This is a genomic window from Reyranella sp. (assembly GCF_004297265.1).
Taxonomy (GTDB): Bacteria; Pseudomonadota; Alphaproteobacteria; order Reyranellales; family Reyranellaceae; genus Reyranella.
Genome location: NZ_SCUT01000040.1, coordinates 132,133 through 152,707 on the forward strand (window position 1 = coordinate 132,133; position 20,575 = coordinate 152,707).

The 20,575-nt window shown below is 64.8% G+C and carries 18 protein-coding genes and 1 tRNA gene; 8 read left to right on the forward strand and 11 right to left on the reverse strand.

Annotation, left to right across the window (positions count from 1 at the left end; all coding sequences use genetic code 11):
- Positions 1-4: 4 nt before the first annotated feature.
- Positions 5-1,399, reverse strand: a complete 1,395-nt coding sequence (gor, locus tag EPO41_RS17595; RefSeq protein ID WP_296327513.1) for a glutathione-disulfide reductase — start codon at positions 1,397-1,399, stop codon at positions 5-7.
- A 138-nt stretch (positions 1,400-1,537) separates the two neighbouring features.
- Between gor and EPO41_RS17600 the strand changes: the two genes are divergently transcribed.
- A complete protein-coding gene (locus EPO41_RS17600) occupies positions 1,538-2,026 on the forward strand; it encodes an EF-hand domain-containing protein (protein WP_296327517.1) in 489 nt (162 codons plus the stop codon).
- Positions 2,027-2,098: 72 nt separating this feature from the next.
- Here the strand turns inward: EPO41_RS17600 and EPO41_RS17605 are convergent, their stop codons facing one another.
- From EPO41_RS17605 to EPO41_RS17630, 6 genes are all read right to left on the reverse strand, one after another.
- On the reverse strand, positions 2,099-3,319 hold the full coding sequence (locus EPO41_RS17605) for an ABC transporter substrate-binding protein (protein WP_296327520.1): 1,221 nt from the start codon (positions 3,317-3,319) through the stop codon (positions 2,099-2,101).
- 191 nt (positions 3,320-3,510) lie between these two features.
- The gene (locus EPO41_RS17610) at positions 3,511-4,728 is read right to left on the reverse strand and encodes an ABC transporter substrate-binding protein (RefSeq protein WP_296327523.1); all 1,218 of its coding nucleotides are present in this window, start codon (positions 4,726-4,728) and stop codon (positions 3,511-3,513) included.
- Positions 4,729-4,829: 101 nt separating this feature from the next.
- Positions 4,830-5,837 (reverse strand): branched-chain amino acid ABC transporter permease, encoded by a 1,008-nt coding sequence (locus EPO41_RS17615; protein WP_296327525.1) that lies wholly within the window; start codon positions 5,835-5,837, stop codon positions 4,830-4,832.
- 2 nt (positions 5,838-5,839) lie between these two features.
- A complete protein-coding gene (locus EPO41_RS17620; RefSeq protein WP_296327528.1) occupies positions 5,840-6,745 on the reverse strand; it encodes a branched-chain amino acid ABC transporter permease in 906 nt (301 codons plus the stop codon).
- Positions 6,746-6,755: 10 nt separating this feature from the next.
- Positions 6,756-7,469 (reverse strand): ABC transporter ATP-binding protein, encoded by a 714-nt coding sequence (locus EPO41_RS17625; RefSeq protein ID WP_296327529.1) that lies wholly within the window; start codon positions 7,467-7,469, stop codon positions 6,756-6,758.
- Positions 7,469-8,257, reverse strand: coding sequence for an ABC transporter ATP-binding protein (locus tag EPO41_RS17630; RefSeq protein ID WP_296327531.1), 789 nt, complete (start codon positions 8,255-8,257; stop codon positions 7,469-7,471). The genes EPO41_RS17625 and EPO41_RS17630 overlap by 1 nt, the downstream gene beginning before the upstream one ends.
- 260 nt (positions 8,258-8,517) lie before the next feature.
- Here EPO41_RS17630 and EPO41_RS17635 point away from each other — a divergent pair, with 260 nt between their 5' ends.
- Positions 8,518-9,612, forward strand: a complete 1,095-nt coding sequence (locus EPO41_RS17635; RefSeq protein ID WP_296327532.1) for a hypothetical protein — start codon at positions 8,518-8,520, stop codon at positions 9,610-9,612.
- A gap of 66 nt (positions 9,613-9,678) precedes the next feature.
- Here EPO41_RS17635 and glmS read toward each other — a convergent pair whose 3' ends face one another.
- Both glmS and glmU read right to left on the reverse strand, forming a co-directional pair.
- Positions 9,679-11,502: a glutamine--fructose-6-phosphate transaminase (isomerizing) gene (gene glmS, locus EPO41_RS17640; protein ID WP_296327534.1), complete on the reverse strand. Its 1,824-nt coding sequence runs from the start codon at positions 11,500-11,502 to the stop codon at positions 9,679-9,681.
- 27 nt (positions 11,503-11,529) lie between these two features.
- Positions 11,530-12,903 carry a bifunctional UDP-N-acetylglucosamine diphosphorylase/glucosamine-1-phosphate N-acetyltransferase GlmU gene (gene glmU / locus EPO41_RS17645; protein WP_296327536.1) on the reverse strand — a complete coding sequence of 458 codons (1,374 nt, stop codon included), beginning with the start codon at positions 12,901-12,903 and terminating at the stop codon, positions 11,530-11,532.
- A 59-nt stretch (positions 12,904-12,962) separates the two neighbouring features.
- Here glmU and EPO41_RS17650 point away from each other — a divergent pair, with 59 nt between their 5' ends.
- A complete protein-coding gene (locus EPO41_RS17650; protein WP_296327538.1) occupies positions 12,963-13,667 on the forward strand; it encodes an HAD-IA family hydrolase in 705 nt (234 codons plus the stop codon).
- Between the two features lie 35 nt (positions 13,668-13,702).
- Positions 13,703-13,777 (forward strand) — tRNA-Val (locus EPO41_RS17655).
- 230 nt (positions 13,778-14,007) lie between these two features.
- On the opposite strand, the gene EPO41_RS17660 is transcribed toward EPO41_RS17655, so the two are convergent.
- On the reverse strand, positions 14,008-14,517 hold the full coding sequence (locus EPO41_RS17660; protein ID WP_296327540.1) for a hypothetical protein: 510 nt from the start codon (positions 14,515-14,517) through the stop codon (positions 14,008-14,010).
- A gap of 379 nt (positions 14,518-14,896) precedes the next feature.
- Complete coding sequence (locus EPO41_RS17665) at positions 14,897-16,165, reverse strand: glycosyltransferase family 61 protein (RefSeq protein WP_296327543.1); 1,269 nt, start codon at positions 16,163-16,165, stop codon at positions 14,897-14,899.
- A 199-nt stretch (positions 16,166-16,364) separates the two neighbouring features.
- On the opposite strand from EPO41_RS17665, the gene EPO41_RS17670 reads away from it, so the two are divergent.
- The 4 genes from EPO41_RS17670 (at position 16,365) to EPO41_RS17685 (ending at position 20,491) form a co-directional block, all read left to right on the forward strand.
- Positions 16,365-16,997, forward strand: a complete 633-nt coding sequence (locus tag EPO41_RS17670; protein WP_296327547.1) for a hypothetical protein — start codon at positions 16,365-16,367, stop codon at positions 16,995-16,997.
- Positions 16,998-17,001: 4 nt separating this feature from the next.
- Positions 17,002-17,244, forward strand: a complete 243-nt coding sequence (locus EPO41_RS17675; RefSeq protein WP_296327549.1) for a hypothetical protein — start codon at positions 17,002-17,004, stop codon at positions 17,242-17,244.
- Positions 17,245-17,586: 342 nt separating this feature from the next.
- Complete coding sequence (locus EPO41_RS17680; RefSeq protein WP_296327551.1) at positions 17,587-18,774, forward strand: multidrug effflux MFS transporter; 1,188 nt, start codon at positions 17,587-17,589, stop codon at positions 18,772-18,774.
- Positions 18,775-18,865: 91 nt separating this feature from the next.
- The gene (locus tag EPO41_RS17685; RefSeq protein WP_296327553.1) at positions 18,866-20,491 is read left to right on the forward strand and encodes a dihydroxyacetone kinase subunit DhaK; all 1,626 of its coding nucleotides are present in this window, start codon (positions 18,866-18,868) and stop codon (positions 20,489-20,491) included.
- Positions 20,492-20,575 lie beyond the last annotated feature (84 nt).

A 20,575-nucleotide genomic window follows, 5' to 3' on the forward strand; every position in this document is an offset into this window, starting at 1 on the left:
CGTTCTACTCCGCGGCTGCCCGGGTCGGGGTCGAATCCGCCCGTGCCGTGCGCATGGTGACGAACTCCTCGCCGGCCGTCGGGTGGATACCCACGGTGGCGTCGAAATGGGCCTTGGTCGCGCCCGCCTTCATGGCCACGGCGAGTCCCTGGATCAGCTCGGCCGCGTCGTCACCCACCATGTGGATGCCGACGACCCGGTCGGTCGCGGCCTCGACGATCATCTTCATGAAAGTGCGCTGGTGGCGGCCGGAGACCGTGTACTTCATGGGCCGGAACGCCGCCGTATAAATGCGCAATTCACCCAGCTGCAGCTTCGCCTGCTCCTCGGTCAGGCCGACATTGGCCATCTCGGGCTGGCAGAAGACCGCCGACGGCACGTCGTGGTGGTTGGCCTTGCGTGGCTTCCTGCCAAACTCCGTGTCGGCGAAGCAGTGGCCTTCCATCAGGGCGACGGGCGTCAGGTTGATGCGATCGGTGACGTCGCCCACCGCCCAGATGTTGTCGGCGGTCGTTTTCGACCATTCGTCGACCGCTATGGCGCCCGCCTTGTTGAGCTGCACGCCCGCTTTCTCCAGCCCGATCCCGGACGTGTTGGGCGCGCGGCCAGTCGCGTACATCACGCAATCGGTCTCGAACATGCCGCCCATGGGCGTGTGGACCTCGAACGGGCCGCCCTTGCCGTCTTCGCCCTTGGCGACGATCCGGGCGATCTCCATCTCGGTACGCATGCGAATGCCACTGTCCTTCAGGGCCTCGTGCACGAAGGTGCGGCATTCCTCGTCGAAGCCACGCAGGACGCGATCGCGCCGCAGCACGATGTCGACCTTGGCGCCGAGGCCGTGGAAGATGCCCGCGAATTCGACGGCGATGTAGCCCGCACCCACGATGGTTATGTGCTTGGGCAGCTCCGGCAGGTGGAACGCGTCGCTCGAGGTGATCGCCAGCTCGCAGCCCGGAATCGAGGGGATCACCGGATGGCCGCCGGTTGCGATCAGGATCTTCTCGGCGGTGATCGTCTCCTCGCCCACCTGGATCGTGTGGCGGTCCATCAGACGGCCGCGCCCCATGTGCAGCCTCACCCCTGCCCCTTCGAGCAGGCGCAGGTAGAGCGCGTTCAGCCGGTCGACTTCCTTGTTCACGTTGTCGCGCAACGTCGCCCAGGAATGCGTCGGCGGGGCCACGGTCCAGCCATAGGCCGCCGCGTCCTCGAACTCGTGCGCAAACTTGGAGCCGTACATCAGGAGCTTCTTCGGCACGCAGCCGCGGATCACACAGGTGCCGCCGACGCGGTAATCCTCGCAGATTCCGACGCGCGCGCCATGGGTGGCCGCGATGCGCGAGGCGCGCACGCCGCCCGAGCCGGCGCCAATGACAAAAAGATCGTAATCATAGGCCATGGGTTATCCCCAGAGAGAACAAAACCTCAACGCGGCCATAATTCGGTCGCCGGGCAGACTATATCGGGGCCTAGACGGGCCGGTAAGGGAAATGGCGCGTGTATTGCCGTCTCCTGACACAACTTTAAGGACATTCCCATGCCGAGATTTTCCCTGCTCGTCACCGCTTTCCTGATGCTGGCGGGCCCCGCCCTCGCCGCTCCCAACGACACGCCCGTGCCCCATCCAGCCCCCGCCGCACCCACGACCCGGCCGGCGCGGATCGACGGTGGCGTCATGCGCTACGACGCCAACAAGGATGGCGCGGTCACGATCGAGGAATGGAAGACCGGCCAGCAGGCCCGGTTCAAGCGCCTCGATGCGAACGGCGACGGCAAGCTCAGCAAGGAAGAGCTGTTTGCCCGTACGCCCGCCATCGGCAACAGCGTTCTCCCGACGGACCGCCAGGCCAGCCAGCAATCGAGCTATTTCCTGCTTCTCGACACCGACAAGGACGCGTTCGTCACCCTGACGGAGTTCATGGCCGGCGCCGAACGCAACTTCGCGCGCTGCGACATCGACAAGAACGGCCGCATCGATACGGCAGAGTGCCGCCAGGCGCTGCAGCGCAAGCCCGCCGAGCGGTAGGCAGCCGTCCCGCTCCAAGGAAAAGGCCGCCGGGCTCCGCCGGCGGCCTTCCCTTCGGCTCGGACCGAAAACTCAGGAACCTTCGGCGGACATGATGTCGCCGAACAACTCCCAGGTCTCGCCCTTGAAGCGGGCAAGCTTTACCGACTGGATCGGGTAGTAGTCGGTCGGGCTGGTGCTGACGGTAATGCCCGGCAGCAGCAGCGGCACCCTGTACTTCTTGAAGCTGGTGGCCTGCTTCATCAGGTCCTCGCGCGTCAGCGTGTCGCCGCACCGCTTCAGCGTCTCTTCCATCAGGGTCGCGACGGCATAGGCGAAGACGTAGTTGCCGTCGTCCTGGCTGGCGCCTGGCATGTACTTGTTCATCCAGGCACGCCAGGCCTTCATCTCCGCATTGTCGCTCCACTGCTTGTCGGTGGGATCCATCAGATAGAGCGCCGTGATCATGCCCTGACTGTTCTCGAGGCCGGCCGGCTTGAGCGTCGAAGCGACCGACGAAGAAACGTTGTTCAGGTACTGGATAGGCTTCCAGCCGATGTCGGCCACCTTGCGGATGGCCTGGGCAGCGAACTTCGGAATCGCAATGTTGAAGAACACATTGGCGCCGGCATCCTTGAGCTGGATGATTTGGCTGTCGACGGTCGGGTCGGTCGTCTCATAGGTGACATGCTTGACCACCTTGTTGACGTCCTTGCCGAGTCCTTCCTTGAAGCCTTCCCAATAATCCTTGCCGTAGTCGTCGTTCTGCATCAGCACGCCGATCTTGGGGTCCTTCACGGTCGCAAGGATGTGCTTGGCGTAGATGACGGCTTCGGTGTGGTAGTCGGGCTGGAAGCCCATCGTCCACGGGAACTCCTTGTACTTGCCCCACTTGGAGGCGCCGGTCGAAACGTAGAGCTGCGGCACCTTCTTCTGGTTCATGTAGCGGTGGATCGCCGAGTTGGTCGGCGTGCCCAGCGTGTTGAACAGGCACAGGACCTTGTCCTGTTCCACCATCTGACGGACCACCTCGACTGTCTTGGCCGGATTGTAGCCATCGTCCATGGTGACGAACTTGACCATACGTCCGTTGATGCCGCCGCGCTCGTTGACGCTCTTCCAGTAGGCTTCCTCACACTTGCCGATGACGCCGTACGAAGAGGCTGGCCCGCTGTAGGGATTGGTGTGACCGATCTTGATTTCCTTATCGGTCGCACCGTCGTCGTATTTCTTCTGCGCGAACGCCCGGCCTGACGCCGACAAGACGGCGGCGGTCGATACGCCGCCCAAAAAGGTACGCCTGTTGGTTTTCAATGTTGCCTCCCTTGGGTGAACCGTTTCTTCCCTATTATTGATTCGTTATGCGGAATATCGTTACGCAGAACGGACGGCTTGGAAAGCAAAAACCCTGACCACCCCAAGGCCTTCGATGCTGCGGTGCGGGATAAACAAAAAGGCCGCCGGGGTCGCCGGCGGCCTTTCGTGTCGTCAGGGAAACTCCTGCTTCAGGAACCTTCGGCCGACATGACGTCGCCGAACAGATCCCACGTCTCGCCCTTGAAGCGGGCGAGCTGCACCGACTGGATCGGGTAATAGTCGGTCGGGCTGGTGTTGATCGTGATACCTGGCAGCAGCAGCGGCAGCTTGTATTTCTGGTAGTTGGCCGCCTGCTTCATGACGTTCTCGCGGGTCAGCGTGTCGCCGCACTTCTTGAGCGTCTCGAGCATCAGATTGGAGACGGCGTAGCCGAACACGTGGTTGGCGTCCGCCTTGTTGGCACCCGGCATCCACTTGTCCATCCAGGCGACCCACGCCTTGAAGTCGTCGGTATTCTCCCACTGCTTGTCCGTGGGGTCCTTGAGGTACTGCGCCGTGATGATGCCCTGGCTGTTCTCGAGGCCGGCCGGCTTCATCACCGAGCCCACCGAGGCGGACACGTTGTTGAGGTACTGCGCCGGCTTCCAGCCGATGTCGGCCGCCTTGCGGATCGCCTGGGCAGCGGCCTTGGGCGTCGCGATGTTGAAGAAGACGTTGGCGCCGGAATCCTTGAGCTGGATCACCTGGCTGTCGACGGTCGGATCGGTGACCTCGAAGGTCACGTGTTTCACGATCTTGCCGGTCTCCTTGCCCAGACCTTCGCGGAAGCCTTCGTAGTAGTCCTTGCCGTAGTCGTCGTTCTGCATCAGCACGCCGATCTTGGCGTCCTTGACGTTGGCCAGGATGTGCTTGGCATAGACGACGCCCTCGGTGTGGTAGTCGGGCTGGAAGCCCATCGTCCACGGGAACTCCTTGGGCTTGCCCCACTTCGACGCGCCGGTGGCGACGTAGAGCTGCGGCACTTTCTTCTGGTTCATGTAGCGATGGATCGCCGTGTTGGTCGGCGTGCCCAGCGTGTTGAACAGGCAAAGGACCTTGTCCTGCTCGACGAGCTGGCGCACCAGCTCGACCATCTTCGGCGGCGAATAGCCGTCGTCGCGCGTGATGAAGTTGATCTTGCGGCCGTTGACGCCGCCCGCCTCGTTCACCGACTTGAAGAACGCCTCGATCGTCTTGCCGATCTGGCCGTAGGACGACGCCGGTCCGCTATAGGGGCCGGTATGCCCGATCTTGATTTCCTTGTCGGTCGCGCCGTCATCGTACTTCTTCTGCGCGAAGGCCGACTTCGTGCCCAGCACCGTCAACGCTGACACACCCGCTACAAAACCACGCCTGCTTGTACGCATTGCTTTCCTCCCAAGTGGACTGACGCCTGCCGGAGCTTCGTCCGAATTCCGGCCATAAAGAAGGCCGCCTTCCGGCGACTTTCCGACGAACGGGGTCCGGTCTATGCCCGCACACCCCGCAGCTTGCGGTAGGCCATGTACAGCCCGCCGGCGATGCCCATCGGCATCAGGTAGATGATGGCGATCAGCAGCACGCCGAAGACCGTGTAGGCCGATAGGTCGAACGGCAGGCCGAGATCGTTGCGGATGAACTGGGTCAGGGATTGCGCCGAGTTGTCGACCAGCACGTAGAAGATGCCGCCCAGCACCGAGCCGAACAACGAACCGATGCCGCCCACCACGAGACCGATCAGGAATTTGATCGACAGGAAGATGCCGAAGCTGTCGGGCGCCACGAAGGCGATGGCAGAAGCCGACAGCGCGCCGGCAATGCCGGTATAGGCCGCGCTGATTCCGAAGGTCACCGTCTTGTAGAGCGCCGTGTCGATGCCCATCGTGTCGGCGGCCAGATACTGGTCGCGGATCGCCATCATGGCCCGGCCGCTGCGGCTGTTCAGCATGTTCGCCGCGCCCCAGAACAGCACGATCATGACCAGCAGGCAGAAATAGTAGAGCCACTGGTCCTCGCTCAGCGGCAGGCCGAATGGCACTTCCGGCTTCATCAGCACGATGCCCTGCACGCCGCCGGTCAGACCTTCGAGCCACTTGTATTTCAGGATCTGGGGCACCGCGAGCGCCAGCGCGAAGGTCGCGAGCGCGAGATAGTGCCCTTCGAGCTTGAGCGCCGGCAGGCCGAACAGGTAGCCGACGATGAAGCACACGATAGCCGCCGCCGGGATCGTCGCCCAATAGGGCACGTTCAGCTTGTCCATCAGGATGGCGGCGGTGTAGGCGCCCACCGCGTAGAAGGCGCCATGGCCCAGCGAGAACTGCCCGTTGAATCCGGTGAGCAGGTTCAGTCCCAGCACCGCGATCGCGGCGATGATCATGGTGCTGACCAGGAACAGCCGATAGTCGGAGACGACCTCCGGAAACACCGGCTGGAGCAGCGGCACCAGCACCGCGAGCGCGATGACGCCGAGCACCCACTTCTTCGATGAGGCGGCCATGATCAGACCCTCCTCACGACGACCCGGCCGAACAGGCCGGCGGGTTTGACCGTCAGGACGAAGATGACGATGATCAGCGCCACCGTGAGCTTCTCGCCGTTGCCGATGATGTAGACGCCGGTCGCCTTCTCGATCTGGTTGCCGGCATAGGCCACCATGTTCTCGAGGATGCCGACGATGAAGCCGCCGGCCACCGCGCCTGCGGGATTGGAGATGCCGCCGACCAGGGCGCTCGCAAAGGCATAGAGCAGGATGCCGCCCATCATGTTGGGCTCGAGATAGACGATGTGGGCGACCATGATGCCCGCCACCGCCCCCACCGAGGCCGCGAGGCCCCAGCCGAGGGCCAGCATCCAGTCGACGCGGACGCCGACCAGCCGTGCCATCTGCGGGTTCTGCGCCGCCGCGCGCATGGCGAGGCCGAGCGGCGTGTAGCGGAAGAACACGAACAGCAGCCCCAGCACGATCAGCGTGACCAGGACCACGCCCAGCTGATGAGGCCCGATCACGCCGGCAATCCCGAACTCGGCCTTGGGAAAGGGAGACGGGAATTCCTTGATCAGGTAGCTCCAGAAGGCGCCGGCCATCGAATTGAAGATCGCCAGCAGGCCGATGAACACCACGATGATCGACAGGACCGGGGCGTTGTGCAGCGGTCTCAGGATGAGCCGCTCGATCAGCACGCCCATGGCGAAGGAGATCAGCACGGTGAGGATGAAGGCGAGCCAGAAGCTCATCCCCCAGTCCATGAGCTGCCAGGAGATGTAGGTGCTGAACATCGCCATTTCGCCCTGGGCGAAATTGATGTGGTCGGTCGACACGTAGATCATGACCAGCGCGAGAGCCACGCAGGCATAGATGGCGCCGTTGGCGAGGCCGGAGGCGATCTGCTGGAGAAACTGTTCCATTACGTCTGCCTCAGTAGCCGAGGTAGGATTTGCGGACGTTCTCGTCGTTCTTCACGACGTCCGAGGGACCCGACATGACGACCTTGCCGGTTTCGAGCACATAGGCGTGCGTGGCGAGGTCGAGGGCGAGAGCTGCGTTCTGCTCGACCAGCAGGATGCTCACCTTCTCCTCCTCGTTGATGCGCCGCAGGATGCGGAAGATCTCCAGCACGATCAGCGGCGCCAGGCCGAACGAGGGTTCGTCGAGCAGCATCAGCCGCGGCTTCAGCATCAGCGCCCGGGCGATCGCCAGCATCTGCTGCTCGCCACCCGACAGTGTGCCGGCCTGCTGCTGGATGCGCTCCTTCAGACGCGGAAAGTAGGCAAACACTCGCTCCAGCTCATCCCTGACCGCCTGCTTGTCCTTGCGGGTATAGGCCGCGATGCGCAGGTTCTCGTCGACGGTGAGCGTCGTGAAGGTGCCGCGGCCCTCGGGTACGTGGGCGATGCGCTGGCGGACGATCTCTTCCGTCGCCATGCCGCGGATGTTCTTGCCGTCGAAGCGGATCGTGCCGTCGGTGCGGACCATGTTGCAGATCGCCCGCAGCGTCGTCGTCTTGCCGGCGCCGTTGGCGCCCAGCAGCGTGGTGATGCCGCCGGTCGGGATTTCGAAGCCGACGTCATAGAGCGACTGGGTCTGGCCATAGAAGGCCTTCAGTCCGCTCACCTCCAGAAGCGCAGCCATTACGCGGTCCCCAGGTAGGCGCGGATCACTTCCGGATCGCGCTGGACTTCGGCGGGCGTGCCGTCGGCAATCTTCCTGCCGAAATCGATCGCGACCACCTTGTCCGACACCGACATGACGAGGCTCATGTGGTGCTCGACCAGCAGCACGGTGACGTTCTGGAGGTCGCGAACGCGCTTGATCTGGCTCTTCAGCACCTCGATCTCGTCGTGGTTCAGACCGGCGGCCGGCTCGTCGAGCAGCAGCAGTTTGGGGCTGGACGCGAGCGCGCGGGCAAGCTCGACCCTCTTGCGGATCGGGAACGGCAGAGGCCCGGCCATGGCGTTGGTGAAGGGCACGAGGTCCATGAACTCGATCAATTCGAGGGAGCGCTTGGTGATCGCCGCCTCCTCGACCTTGACCTTGGGAACCCGCAGGGCGTTCTCGAAGAAGCTGGTCGAGCTGACGCTGTGGCAACCGACCTTGACGTTGTCGAGGACCGACATCTTGTCGAACAGCGCCACGTTCTGGAACGTCCGGCCGATGCCGATCCGGGGAATGGCGTGCCGGGGCCGGTCGAGGATGGTCCGGCCCTCGAACTGCACGTCGCCGCCATTGGGCGTGTAAAGCCTGCTCAGACAATTGAAAAGGGTCGTCTTGCCGGCGCCATTGGGCCCGATCAGCCCGGCGATCTGGCCGCCAAAGACATCGAAGGTTACGCCATCGAGGGCGACGATGCCGCCGAACCGGACGGACACGTCGCGCACGCTGAGCAGCGGCGAGCCGCGGGATGAAGATGGTCCTGCCATGTGAATGTCGGTTTCGCAGGCCAGCGCATTACACGCGCCGACGTGGCGAAATTACCCTGTCCTCCCAAGTACTTGCGACCCTTCTTCGGAGTCTGCATTTGAGTTACGATGGCTCATCCTGCGCGGACGTGCAACTCAAATGGAACAACGCCATGCTTTCGGCGCGATTGCGCCGCAGCATTGCTTTGGTCTGCGGACATTGACACGCCGCTCTTTGCAACCGATACGAAATCTCCCCTTCCAATAGCGGGCTTACCGCAATGAATCGCATGTTCCGCCCGACCCTCTTCCTGACTGCTGCAGCCTGTTTTGCCGTCCCGGCCATGGCACAGACTCCGCCGACCCAGGCTTGGCCCCAGAATCGTCCGCCGGCTCAGGCCGCGCCGCCGGCGCCTGCACCGGCGCAGCCCGCCACGCCCCCCGCCGCTGCGGCGGCTCCCGCTCCCGGCGGTGCGATCCCGCTGCCGCAGTGGTTCATCGACATCGACGTCGACAAGAAGGGCGAGGTCACACGCGCCGACTTCCTGAAGTACCGCATGAAGTCCTTCGAGACTCTCGACACCAACAAGGACAACAAGCTGTCGGTCGAGGAATTCATCAAGGTCGTCGAGCCGCCGGTGACTCCGGCCGATGCGCCGGGCCTGCCCCCGCTCGAGGAGCGCCGCAGCCGTGCCCGTGCCGAGTTCCAGAACCTCGACACCAACCGCGATGGCTTCGTCGAGCGCGGCGAAGCCGAGGCGCTGGTCCATTCGGAGTTCAACAACTACGACACCGACCGCGACAACAAGGTCACCGAGCCCGAGGTTCGCCTGATCATCCAGCGCGCCATGCAGCGCGAAGCGGCCGAACGCCAGCAGGCCGAGGCGCGCCGTCGCCAGGGCATGATGACCCTGAACGAGTTCATGGACATGCAGCTGCGCCAGGGCGACGAACTCGACAAGAACAAGGACGCGAAGATCAGCGGCGCGGAATACGTCGTCCTGGCCGGCCCCGCGGACGGGCCGCAGGCCAAGAACCTGCTGCCGTTCGACATGCGCAAGCAGATCGCCATGCGCAAGTTCGCAGAGATCGACACCAACAAGGACGGCCAGATCGATCGCATCGAGCTGACGGCCTATGCGCTGAAACAGTTCGGCGAGATCGACCTCAACAAGGATCGCTTCCTCAGCGAGGAAGAATTCAAGAAGGCGCAGGAGGCGGAAGCCGCCAAGATCCGTGCCATCGTGCAGACGATGATGCCGGCCCAGCAGCCGGCGCAGCCCCGGCCGGCGCAGCCCCAGCCGCGTGGCGGCCAGCCCGCCCCGGCGCCGCAGCCCTCGGGCCCGCCGCCCGGCCTGCCGCAGGGCACGCGCTAAGCGCCCTCGAAATCGAAAGCCGCGGGTCCGAAAGGCCCGCGGCTTTTTTGTGCCTGCCCGAGAGCACTATTCGACGGTGACGCTCTTGGCGAGATTGCGCGGCTGGTCGACGTCGGTGCCCTTGGCGACGGCCGTGTAGTAGGCCAGCAACTGCACCGGGATCGTGTAGAGGATCGGCGCCACCACGGGATCGACCGCCGGCAGGGTGAGCGTGGCGACCGCGTGCGGGCCGAGGCGCGCCACGCCGGCGGCGTCGCTCAACAGCACCAGCTTGCCGCCGCGCGCCTTCACCTGCTCGAAGTTCGATGCCGTCTTGTCGAACAGCGAATCGTTGGGCGCCACGACCACCACCGGCACCAGCTCGTCGATCAGCGCGATCGGCCCGTGCTTCATCTCGCCGGCCGCGTAGCCCTCGGCATGGATGTAGGAAATCTCCTTCAGCTTCAGAGCCCCCTCAAGGGCGACCGGGAAGGAGGTGCCGCGGCCGAGATAGAGCACGTCGCGCGCTTCGGCCAGCACATGGTCGGCGATCTGCCGGTATTGCGCCTCCATGTTCATCGCCTCGTTGATCAGGGCCGGCAGCTCGATGAGCGCGGCCACGTAGCGCGCCTCGTCGGCCGCCGACAGCGTGCCGCGTGCCCGCCCGGCCGCGATCGCCGCGACCAGCAGGACTGTCTGCTGCGTGGTCGTGGCCTTGGTCGAGCAGACGCTGATCTCGGGACCGGCCAGGGTGTGCAGCACGACATGCGATTCGCGGGCGATCGCGCTCTCCGGCACGTTCACGACCGAGAGCACGGTCTGCTTCTCAGCCTTGGCGTATCGCACTGCCGCCAGCGTGTCGGCCGTCTCGCCCGACTGGGACACCGCGATGCAGACGCCGCCTTCGGGCAGCGGCGGCGCGCGGTAGCGGAACTCGGAGCCCAGCTCGACCTCGACCGGCAGCCGCGCGATCTGCTCGAACCAGTACTTGGCCACCATGCAGACGTAGAACGCGCCGCCGCAACCCGTCAGGGTGATGCGGCTCACCTTCGTCCAGTCGAACGGCAGCGGCGGCAGGGCGACCGTCCGGGTCGCCGGGTCGACGTAGCTCTGCAGCGTGTCGCCGATCACCGCCGGCTGCTCGTGAATCTCCTTGAGCATGAAGTGGCGGTGGTTGCCCTTGCCCATCATGGCGCCGCTGAGACCGGTCTGGCGGATCTCCCGCCTCACCTCCGTGGTGCCCTGGTAGACCTTCGCGCTGTCATGGGTGACCACGACCCAGTCCTCGTCCTCGAGGTAGCTGACCCGCTTCGTGAAGGGCGCCAGCGCCAGCGCGTCGGTGCCGATATACATCTCGCCGTCGCCATAGCCAACCGCCAGCGAGCTGCCGCGGCGCGCGCCCATCAGCAGGTCATGGCGACCGCTGAAGAGCACGGCGAGCGCAAAGGCGCCGCGCAGACGCTCCATCGCCGTGCCCATCGCCTGCTCCGGCGACATCTGCCGCTCGAGATACGAGGTGATGAGCTGGGCCACGACCTCGGTGTCGGTGTCGCTGTCGAAGCGGCGGCCCTCGGCCTCCATCTCCTCCTTCAGCTCCTGGAAGTTCTCGATGATGCCGTTGTGAACGACCGCGACCCGGTCCGTGGCGATCGGATGGGCGTTGCGCTCCGAGGGCTTGCCGTGCGTGGCCCAGCGCGTGTGGCCGATGCCGATCGTGCCCTTGAGTGGATCGTCCTTCAGCCGCGCCTCGAGGTTCACCAGCTTGCCCTCGGCCCGGCGCCGGTCGATGTGGCCGTTCACCAGGGTGGCGATGCCCGCCGAATCGTAGCCGCGATATTCGAGCCGCTTCAGCGCGTCGACCAGGAGAGGCGTGACGGGCGCTTTGCCGATGATGCCGATGATGCCGCACATGGGATCTGTCTCGACCGAGAGAGGGGACTATTTCTTGCCGGGCCGTTCTGCAGCAGCCTTCTTGAGGGCCGCGGCGCGGTTCTTCAGTTTCGCACGAAGCGCCGCCGCGCGCCCCTTCTTCGTGACCTGGCGGGCGCGGCCGAAGGCCAGCGCGTTGGCGGGAACGTCCTCCGTCACGACGCTGCCCGCGGTCACGTTGGCGCCCCTGCCGACCTTGAGCGGCGCCACCAGGGAGCTGTTGGAGCCGATGAACACGTCGGCGCCGATGACGGTCCGGTGCTTGCCGTAGCCGTCGTAGTTCACGGCGATCGTGCCGGCTCCGATATTGCTGCCCGCACCGATGTCGGAGTCGCCGAGATAGGCCAGGTGGTTGGCCTTGGCGCCCTTCGCCATCCGGGTCGCCTTGAGCTCCACGAAATTGCCGATATGGACGCCATCGGCGACCTCCGAGCCCGGCCGGATGCGGGCGAACGGCCCGACCAGCACGCCCCTGCCGATGCGCACGCCCTCGATATCGCAGAAGGCGTTGATGACGGTATCCGACCCAACAGTCACGCCCGGCCCGAAACGCACGTTGGGCCCGATCGTGACGTCGGTTCCGAACTTGGTGTCGGCCGACAGCCAGACCGTGCCGGGATCGGTCATGGTGACGCCGCCCGCCATTGCGGCGGCGCGCAGGCGCTGCTGCAGCGCCTGCTCGGCCGCCGCCAGCTCGGACCGCGAATTGATGCCCAGGAACTCCGCCTCCTCGCCCGCCACGGCGATCGCCTTGTGGCCAGCCTCGCGCGCCAGGCGCACGGCATCGGTGAGATAGAATTCGCGCTTCACATTGTCGTTGCGGATCGCGTCCAGCAGCGTGGCGATCAGCTTGCCCTCGATGCACATGACGCCGGAATTGGAGAAGGCGACCGCCCGCTCCTTCGCGTCGGCATCCTTGCTTTCGACGATCTTCACCAGTTCGCCGTCCTGTTCGATCAGGCGACCGTACGGCGTGGGATCGCGAGCAATGAAGCCCAATACGCCGACGGCGGCCCCGGCCTTGCGGCAGGCCGCGACCAGCTTCCGCAGGCTGCCCGTCGTGACGAGCGGCGCATCGCCGAACACGATCAGCACAGGCCCGTCATGGCCCTTCAGCGCGCCCAGCGCCGCCTTGGCCGCGTGCCCCGTTCCCAGCGGCTTGAGCTGCACCACCGTCGGATGGGGCGCGAAAGCCCTGGCCACCTCGGTGGCGCCGGGCGCGACTACCCCCACGATGCGGCTCGGTTTCAGCGCCGCTGCATTGGCCAGAACGTGGGCCAGCATGGGCCGGTTGGCCAGCCGGTGCAGGACCTTCGGCAGAGCCGACTTCATGCGGGTGCCGGCACCGGCTGCCAGGATGACCACGGCGATGGGCGATTTCATGCCCGTCCGATGCCACGGGGCTGGCGGACGGGCAAGGCGGATGTGGTAGAGGAAACTGCATGCAGACAGATGCCGCAAAACTCATCGCCGCCCGCTTCGACACGGTCCTCTACGACCTCGACGGCACCCTGATCGACAGCGCCAAGGACATGCAGCTGGCGGTCAGCAACGTCCTGGCCGACCACGGCCTGCCGCCCGTGACCGAGGACGATGTCCGGATCTTCATGGGCCAGGGCAGCAAGGTGACCATGGGCAAGGCCTTCGCCAAGCACGGCAAGTCTCTGGACGACGAGGCGCTGACCGCCGTGACGCGTGAGTTCGTGCGCTACTACGAGGCCGACCCGATCAGCCACACCACCGCCTTCGCCGGCGTCGCCGAGGTGGTCGCTTCCTTCGCCGGGCTCGGCCTCAAGCAGGGCGTCTGCACCAACAAGTTCGAGAAGCCCTCGCGCATGATCCTCGAGCATCTGAAGCTGATGCCGCCGATCAGCGACGTGGCCGGCGCCGACAGCTTCCCGGTGCGCAAGCCCGACCCGCGCCACATCCTGATGCTGCTGGAGCGCATGGGCGGCGACCCGAAGCGCGCCGTCATGATCGGCGATTCGACGCACGACGCCGAGGCCGCCCGCGGCGCGGGCATCCCGGCGGTGCTGGTGAGCTGGGGCTACACCGCCAAGCCCGCGAGCGAGCTGGGCGCCGATGCCGTGATCGACCGTTTCGACGCCCTTCCCGAGGCGCTGGCCCGACTCGCATCGGCCCGTTGACGGCCACGCCCACCTGCCCTATACGCGCCCCTTCCGGGCGCTTAGCTCAGCGGGAGAGCACACCCTTCACACGGGTGGGGTCGTAGGTTCAATCCCTACAGCGCCCACCATCTATCCTCCGGATATCATTAGATATTTTGGTTTCTGCCCTCTCATGCCCTCCTGCATGAGAGGGCACGAAACCGCGTGAACAAGCACGGAACATGGGGCAACGCTGGGGCAAGCGATGCCAAAGCGTTCTCATGCGCAACGGTTACGATCTCGCCCGTTGGCGCCGCATAGATCTCATCCGCTTGGTTGCCCGCAAAGTCAGCACCGCTAGCGACGCCGCTCCGCGTCGTCAGCGTGACTGTCGAACCGGCTCTCCCTTACCGATTTCTATCTTTGCCTTGAATTGCTCACTTGCTTGTTTGGCAAGCTGGTCGTCGACCTTCCTGCTCGCGCCGGCAATTGAAGCATCATAAGCCCTCTTGAGAACAGCCGGGTCGGCCATCGTGGAATTCTTCTCCAGCGCTGCCCTGAACGACTTCGCTCCATCTGGCGTCGGAACAAGGATGGGGAAGGCCTTGCCGCCTATGAGGAGCGTTGCCTCGCCATTTACCCTCTGAAGCACCACTGGCTTCGAGCCTCCCGCACCGCCGGTGTTGGCTATAAGCGCTTCAGGAAAACACGCAAATGTGCTTACTTTGACACGCCGATTGCATTCTTCCATGGACATATCAGGGTAAGGGGCGCAGCTCTCGGAACCATGGACAACGCAACACAGCAAAACAGCATGTGCAGATGTTGCAGACAACGTAGCCATCGTCGCTGCGGCCGCAAAAGCAATAGTCCTTGCCTTGTTTCCCATGAACTTTCTCCCCCACCCTTCAACTGGCTGCACGGACATTTCCGGACATTTTCGCCGTGAAGCAGCTTTCAGGCGCGTACCATGCGGCGGCGTGCCGCGCCACAGGCCGTTGACGCTACCGTTACCCATGCTTGGCCGGCGAGATGACCGCGGATCAAATCGGCCACGGGTGGGGTCGTAGGTTCAATCCCTACAGCGCCCACCACCGGTTTTTAAGGGCTCCGAGGCACTTCGCTTCGGAGCCTTTTTCTTGGAAATGGGTGCACCCGGCTCATGGGTACGGCAGCCTTGCTGCCTGAAAGTCTTCGGCTGCAGAACGACGACGCCTGGTCACAAGTCAGCCGTAGCGAATCCGCACCATGGTCCGGGACCCACGCGCTCAGCCGATCTCACGCACTGCCCGCTCGACCGCATCCATGTCGAGCAGCATTGGGCCGGGTACTCCGTCCTCCACGAGACTTGAAATGTGAAAGGCCTCGTAGCCTCGGATGGAGCTGATCAGCAACTGGTTGACGGCAGGCTTGGTCATGAGCTCGATCAGCCTGGCCCGCGGATTGGCGTTGAAGAGCATCATGTACAGGGCAAAGCCCGACGGTCCGGCGACATGCGTCGCATTGGCGATGATCGCGACCTGATCCTCGAAATCCATCAGCTCGGGCTGAAGAATCTCGTAACCTTGCCCACGGAAGAAGGTCTCCGCCTCTTCTTCATTCCGGATGACCGCATCAGGCTTGAGGATGGCCAGCTCCGCCTCGAAGGCCCGCCGGCTCAGATAGACCTTTTCGGGCGTGCGCCCCTTGTGGGGGCGGATCTGCAGCATCCGCTCCCTCACGTGATCGAAGACGGTGCACATACCGGGCGAGGCCCTGAGGCCCGGCCAGAATTGAGAGGACGGCAGGATGAGCCTGCTGACCCTGACGTCGCAAGTCGCAACGACCCTGATCCGGGACGGCTGCACGTCAAGCGCCCTCAGGATGGCCAATGCAAAGGGAGGGACGATCAACCGGTCGGCCCAGCTGTGGAACACAAGGGAGATCGAAAGATCAGCCTTCAGCAGGTACCAGGCGCGCGCCAGCGACTCGAGGAGGAAAGGACCGAAACGGTGGGACCAGCGGCCGAGATAGACACAGGTGTCACGGATGCTGTCGGCCTCCTCGATCCGGGCCCGATCCAGCACGGGGACATTGATGCGCTTGTTCCAACGATGCTGCGTCAGCGCATCTTGTTCCAGAAACTCGGGCACGATGTGTCCGTCACTGCGATACACAGCGCCGGAGAAGGCGCGCGGCGGCAACATCGGGTCCCTTTGCCTGGAAAGCAGGGCGGCCGGGATCTCCTCGACCTCGAGGGACTGAACTTCCTCCTCCGCCAGCACATGGCGGCTGTCCGGATTGAGGTTGAAGAACGTCAGCCTGCCATCACTCCACCGCCAAACCGGACTGTCCCCGCATTGCTGCGGAGTCAGGCGGATTTCCTTCGACCCGGCGGGCCTGGCAAGCTGGCCGAGGGGCCTCAAGGGTTCGGCAACCACTCTTGTCGACCGGGCCAATGAACGAGGCGCCGCCGGCTCTCGCTCGTCGATTGGTTGAATCGCATCGGCCCTTCTCTTCCTCTTCCTTTCGGCTTTGCGCTTCTGCAGCCGCAGCAACTTCGCAAAGTTCTGGGCACTGGGAGGTGGCCGATCTGTCATCCTGTGTCTCCAGCCTCCGGATGTGTCTCTCTCTACGCTGCTCATCCCTCTATATATACAAAGAGAAGCGTGGGCGTAGCAAAGTGACCGCCTTTACTCATGGTTGATCGACTGAGTCTCTCTTTCGTGATTGAATGGTTTGACGCAAGGGGAGGCGGTGATCGACAGTTCGTTTGCAGGCGCACTCATCAAGAACGGACACAAGACTACTGAGCGCAAGTCCATCATCATCTGCGGCCCTACACGAGGCGGGACGTCGTTCGCAGCCTCGGTATTCTACCGCTTGGGCGTGCCTTTTAAGCGCGATGCAGACGACAAACTCAGCATTCGCCTTGAGCACTCTGAGTTGCAGCTCGCCTTCTCGGCGCAGAACTGGAAAATGATGGACAAAACTGTCGAGGACTTCTGTTACCTGCATTTGGTCTGGGGATGGAAGGTGCCGGCGATCGAAAGGCAGCTCGCGAAGGTGGCGCAGATGATTCCCAATCCGCACGCCGTCATGATTTTCAAGGAGCCGCTGTCGGTCGCCGCTCGAAAGGCGATTGTCCGGAAAAGCGATCTAGTGCAGCGCCTTCAGGAAGTTGTGAATGCCTACGGGATGATGGCCGCCCTCGCCGCGTCAGCAGAATATCCGCTGCTCCTGATCTCCTACGACAAGGCGGTCGCGAACCTTCCGGTGTTCCTGAAGGTCGCTGCCCACTACGCGGGTATAGCTTCATACAATGAAAACGCCGTCATCGCGGGAATCCAGGAAGACCAGCGACGCTACCTGAGAGCAACCCGGACGTAACGGCATGGATGTCGTCGCGCGGCGTGCGGGCGAGGCCGAGGAGGCAATGCGGGATGCGATCGTCGCAACGGTGCGGGTAGTCGAGTACGTTTTCAGCTGGATCAGGGCTCCGGTCGGGCTGGGCAAGGTCAATCCCGGTATGAAGGTCGCCCGTACCATGCACGTCCATCTGATGGCGCCCCCATTTCTGGACTTGGAAGAACAAGCCCATCGCGGCGCGCCGGCATGGCCGCGCTTCTGGCCCTGACAACGGGGGCCAGCGGGCGTGCCGTCTCAACCGAGAGGTCGAGGGCCGAGCGCAGGCGCGCATCGGCGAACTGCTCCGCGCCAATGGCATTGCCGCCGCCGAGATCCATTCCAGCCGGCGGTGCCGCCGCCTCGACGCCGTGACACTCATGAAGCCGGGTAATGTACGCCCGCAGCCTCTACTCAATTCCTTCTTTCAGGATCGGGGCCGCGAAGCCGGGCGGCCCGCTCGCGGTTCAAGAACGGCTCCCGACCGCCTGTCGGACGGCGGACCTGCCCCCGGCGGACGAAGGCTGCTATGAGCCGGCCACTCCGCCTGTCGCGGACACGTGAAATTCCGCGCATGCGCACGATCAAACCGCCGATCTGGCTGCTGATGAGCGCCACCGTTTCCTCGCAGATGGCGCTGACCATTTTCCTCCCGTCGCTGCCGACCATCGCGATGGACCTGGGTGTCGCCTACGGCACCGCGCAGCTTACGCTCTCGATCTACCTGTTTGCCTTCGCCTTTGCCCAGCTGGCCGTGGGCCCGCTCTCTGACAATCTGGGCCGACGGCCGTTACTTCTGGCCAGCCTCGTCGTATTCACGATCGGCAGCGTCTGTTGCGCGCTCAGTCCGACGATCGAGATCCTCATCGCCTCGCGCCTCGTCCAGGCCTGCGGCGCCTGCGGCGGCGTGGTGTTGGGACGCGCCATCGTGCGCGACAGCAGAGCCGGCCCCGAAGCCCCCCGGGCGATGGGCTACATGGCCTCTTCCATGGCGCTGGCGCCGGCGCTCTCGCCGCTGCTGGGCGGGCAACTCCTCGGCTGGTTCGGCTGGCGCAGCAATTTCTGGTTCACGGCCGCCTGCGGACTCGCCGTTCTGGTCCTGGTCTGGCGCATCGTTGGCGAGACCGCGCCGAAGGCAGCGCCGCGCACGACCGGCGTGGTGCCCGACTATCTCGACGGCTTCCGCGCAGTGCTGCGCGAGCGCCGCTTCATCGGTCTCATGATCGCAGCCACCTGCGCCTCGGCCGGCTTCAATGTCTTCTTCTCGGGCGGCCCCATCCTCTTGATCCAGGTGATGGGCGTGGCCGTCGAAACCTTCGGCTGGTTCACTCTCGCCTGGGCCGGCAACTTCGTCGTCGGCAGCCTGGTCTCAAGCCGCCTGCAGGGCCGGGTGAAGAGCCTGATCCTGATCCCCGTGGGCCAGGGCATCCTCACCCTGGGCGCCCTGGCGATGGTGGCGACGGCGGCGCTGGGCCATGTCACGCCGCTCGCACTGATCGTGCCGCTGATCCTGATGGGCTGGGGCAACGGCCTCAACATGCCCAACGCGATGGCGAACGCGCTGGTCGCGGTCCCTGCCAACCGCGTCGGCGCGGCCTCGGCGCTGCTGGGCTTCGTACAGATGGTGACCGCCGCGGTGTTGACCCTGCTCGTGGGTTACGTGCCGCACGATACGCAGATGAACATCGGCATCGGCGTTGCCGTCACCGGCATCGTCGGGTTGGCCGGCTGGTGGACACTGGTGCGCCGGTCACCAGCCTGACGAGACCTGCGCCGGGCAAGTACGCTTCCGCCGGCTACGGGTCACCGGCTATACGTCCAATCCGCTGCAACCGGACGACATGAGGCCTGGCATGCAATTCATCAACGGCAAGGAGAGCCTCGTCGTCGATGCGATCGACGGGCTGCTGTGCAGCAGCGGTGGCGCCAACCTGGCGCGGCTCGATGGCTATCCCGGCATCAAGGTTGTCCTGCGCACCGACCACAAGCCGGGGCGCGTGGCGATCGTCGCGGGCGGCGGATCCGGTCACGAGCCGGCGCATGCCTCCTTCGTCGGGAAGGGCATGCTGACCGCCGCCGTCTGCGGCGAGGTCTTCGCCTCGCCGTCGGTCGACGCCGTGTTCGCCGCGATCATGGCGGTAACCGGCAAGGGTGGCTGTCTCGTCATCTTCAAGAACTACACCGGCGATCGCCTGAACTTCGGGCTTGCCGTGGAGCGGGCTCGGGCGCTCGGCAGGAACGTCGAGGTGGTGATCGTGAAGGACGACATAGCGCTGCCGGACATCCCGCAGCCGCGGGGCATCGCCGGCGTCATGTTCGTCGAAAAGGTCGCCGGTCACTACGCCGAGCAAGGGGCAAACCTGAAGACCGTCGCCGCGATGGCCCAAAAGGCGGCCGATGAGGTGGTTTCGCTCGGCATCTCGCTGTCTTCCTGCACCCTTCCCGGCATCGGCCGCGAAGATCGCGTTCCGGACGGCAAGGCCGAGCTCGGCCTTGGCCTTCATGGCGAACCGGGCGCCGACCTGATGAACTTCGAAGGTGCGCGCCAGGCGGCCCTCGTACTGGTCGACCGCCTCTTCGCCGCGGCGAAGCCCGCCCGCTCCTATGCCCTTCTGGTCAACAATCTGGGCTCCACCACGCCGCTGGAGATGAATCTGCTGGCCAACGAGGTGCTGGCGAGCCGGCGAGGCGCCAAGGTCAAACTGGTGCTGGGTCCAGCCACGCTGGTGTCCTCCCTCGACATGCACGGCTTCTCCCTGAGCCTCCTGCCCCTGACACCCGACTTCGAGAAGGCGCTGCTGTCGCCGGCCAGCCCGCTGGTCTGGCCGAAGGTCGGCACCCACGTGAAGCCGCGGCTCGTGAAACTGCCGCGGGAGCTGAAGAGGAAGCCCATCGGGGCGAGCCGGAACCCCTCGTTGAGCGCCCTGGTCAGCCGGGCCTGCGACATCCTCATCGCCGCAGAGGGAAAACTCAACGCGCTCGATGCCCGGGTCGGCGATGGAGATACCGGCTCGACCGTCGCCGCCGCCGCCCGTCATCTGCAGACGGCGCTGCCCTTGATGCCGCTCGCCAGGCTGGACCGATTCTTCGCGGCAACCAGCGAGGCGCTCTCCCGGTCCATGGGAGGATCGTCGGGCGTGCTGCTGGCCATCTTCTTCTCGGCCGCCGGCCAGTCCGCATCGGGCGGTGCAAGCTGGCAGGACTCGCTTGCAGCCGGGCTTGCGACGATGATGATCCATGGCGGCGCCAAACCCGGTGATCGCACCATGGTCGATGCCATCGCACCCGCTCTGGGCGCCCTGCCGCAGGGGCTCGACGAAGCCGCGAAAGCCGCCCGTGCCGGTGCCGACGCCACTGCCCGGATGCCGGCGGCCCGCGCCGGCCGATCCAGCCATGTCCCGGCCTCGCATCTTGAGGGCGTTCCCGATCCGGGGGCGGAGGCCGTAGCGACATTGCTGGAAGGCCTGGCGAGGGGTTGAGTGCCATTGTCGGCCCGTGCCGTTATCCACAGACTGCGTCGAGTTGCGACGCCCTGGCCCCCGGGCTTCCAGTATCTTTCACCC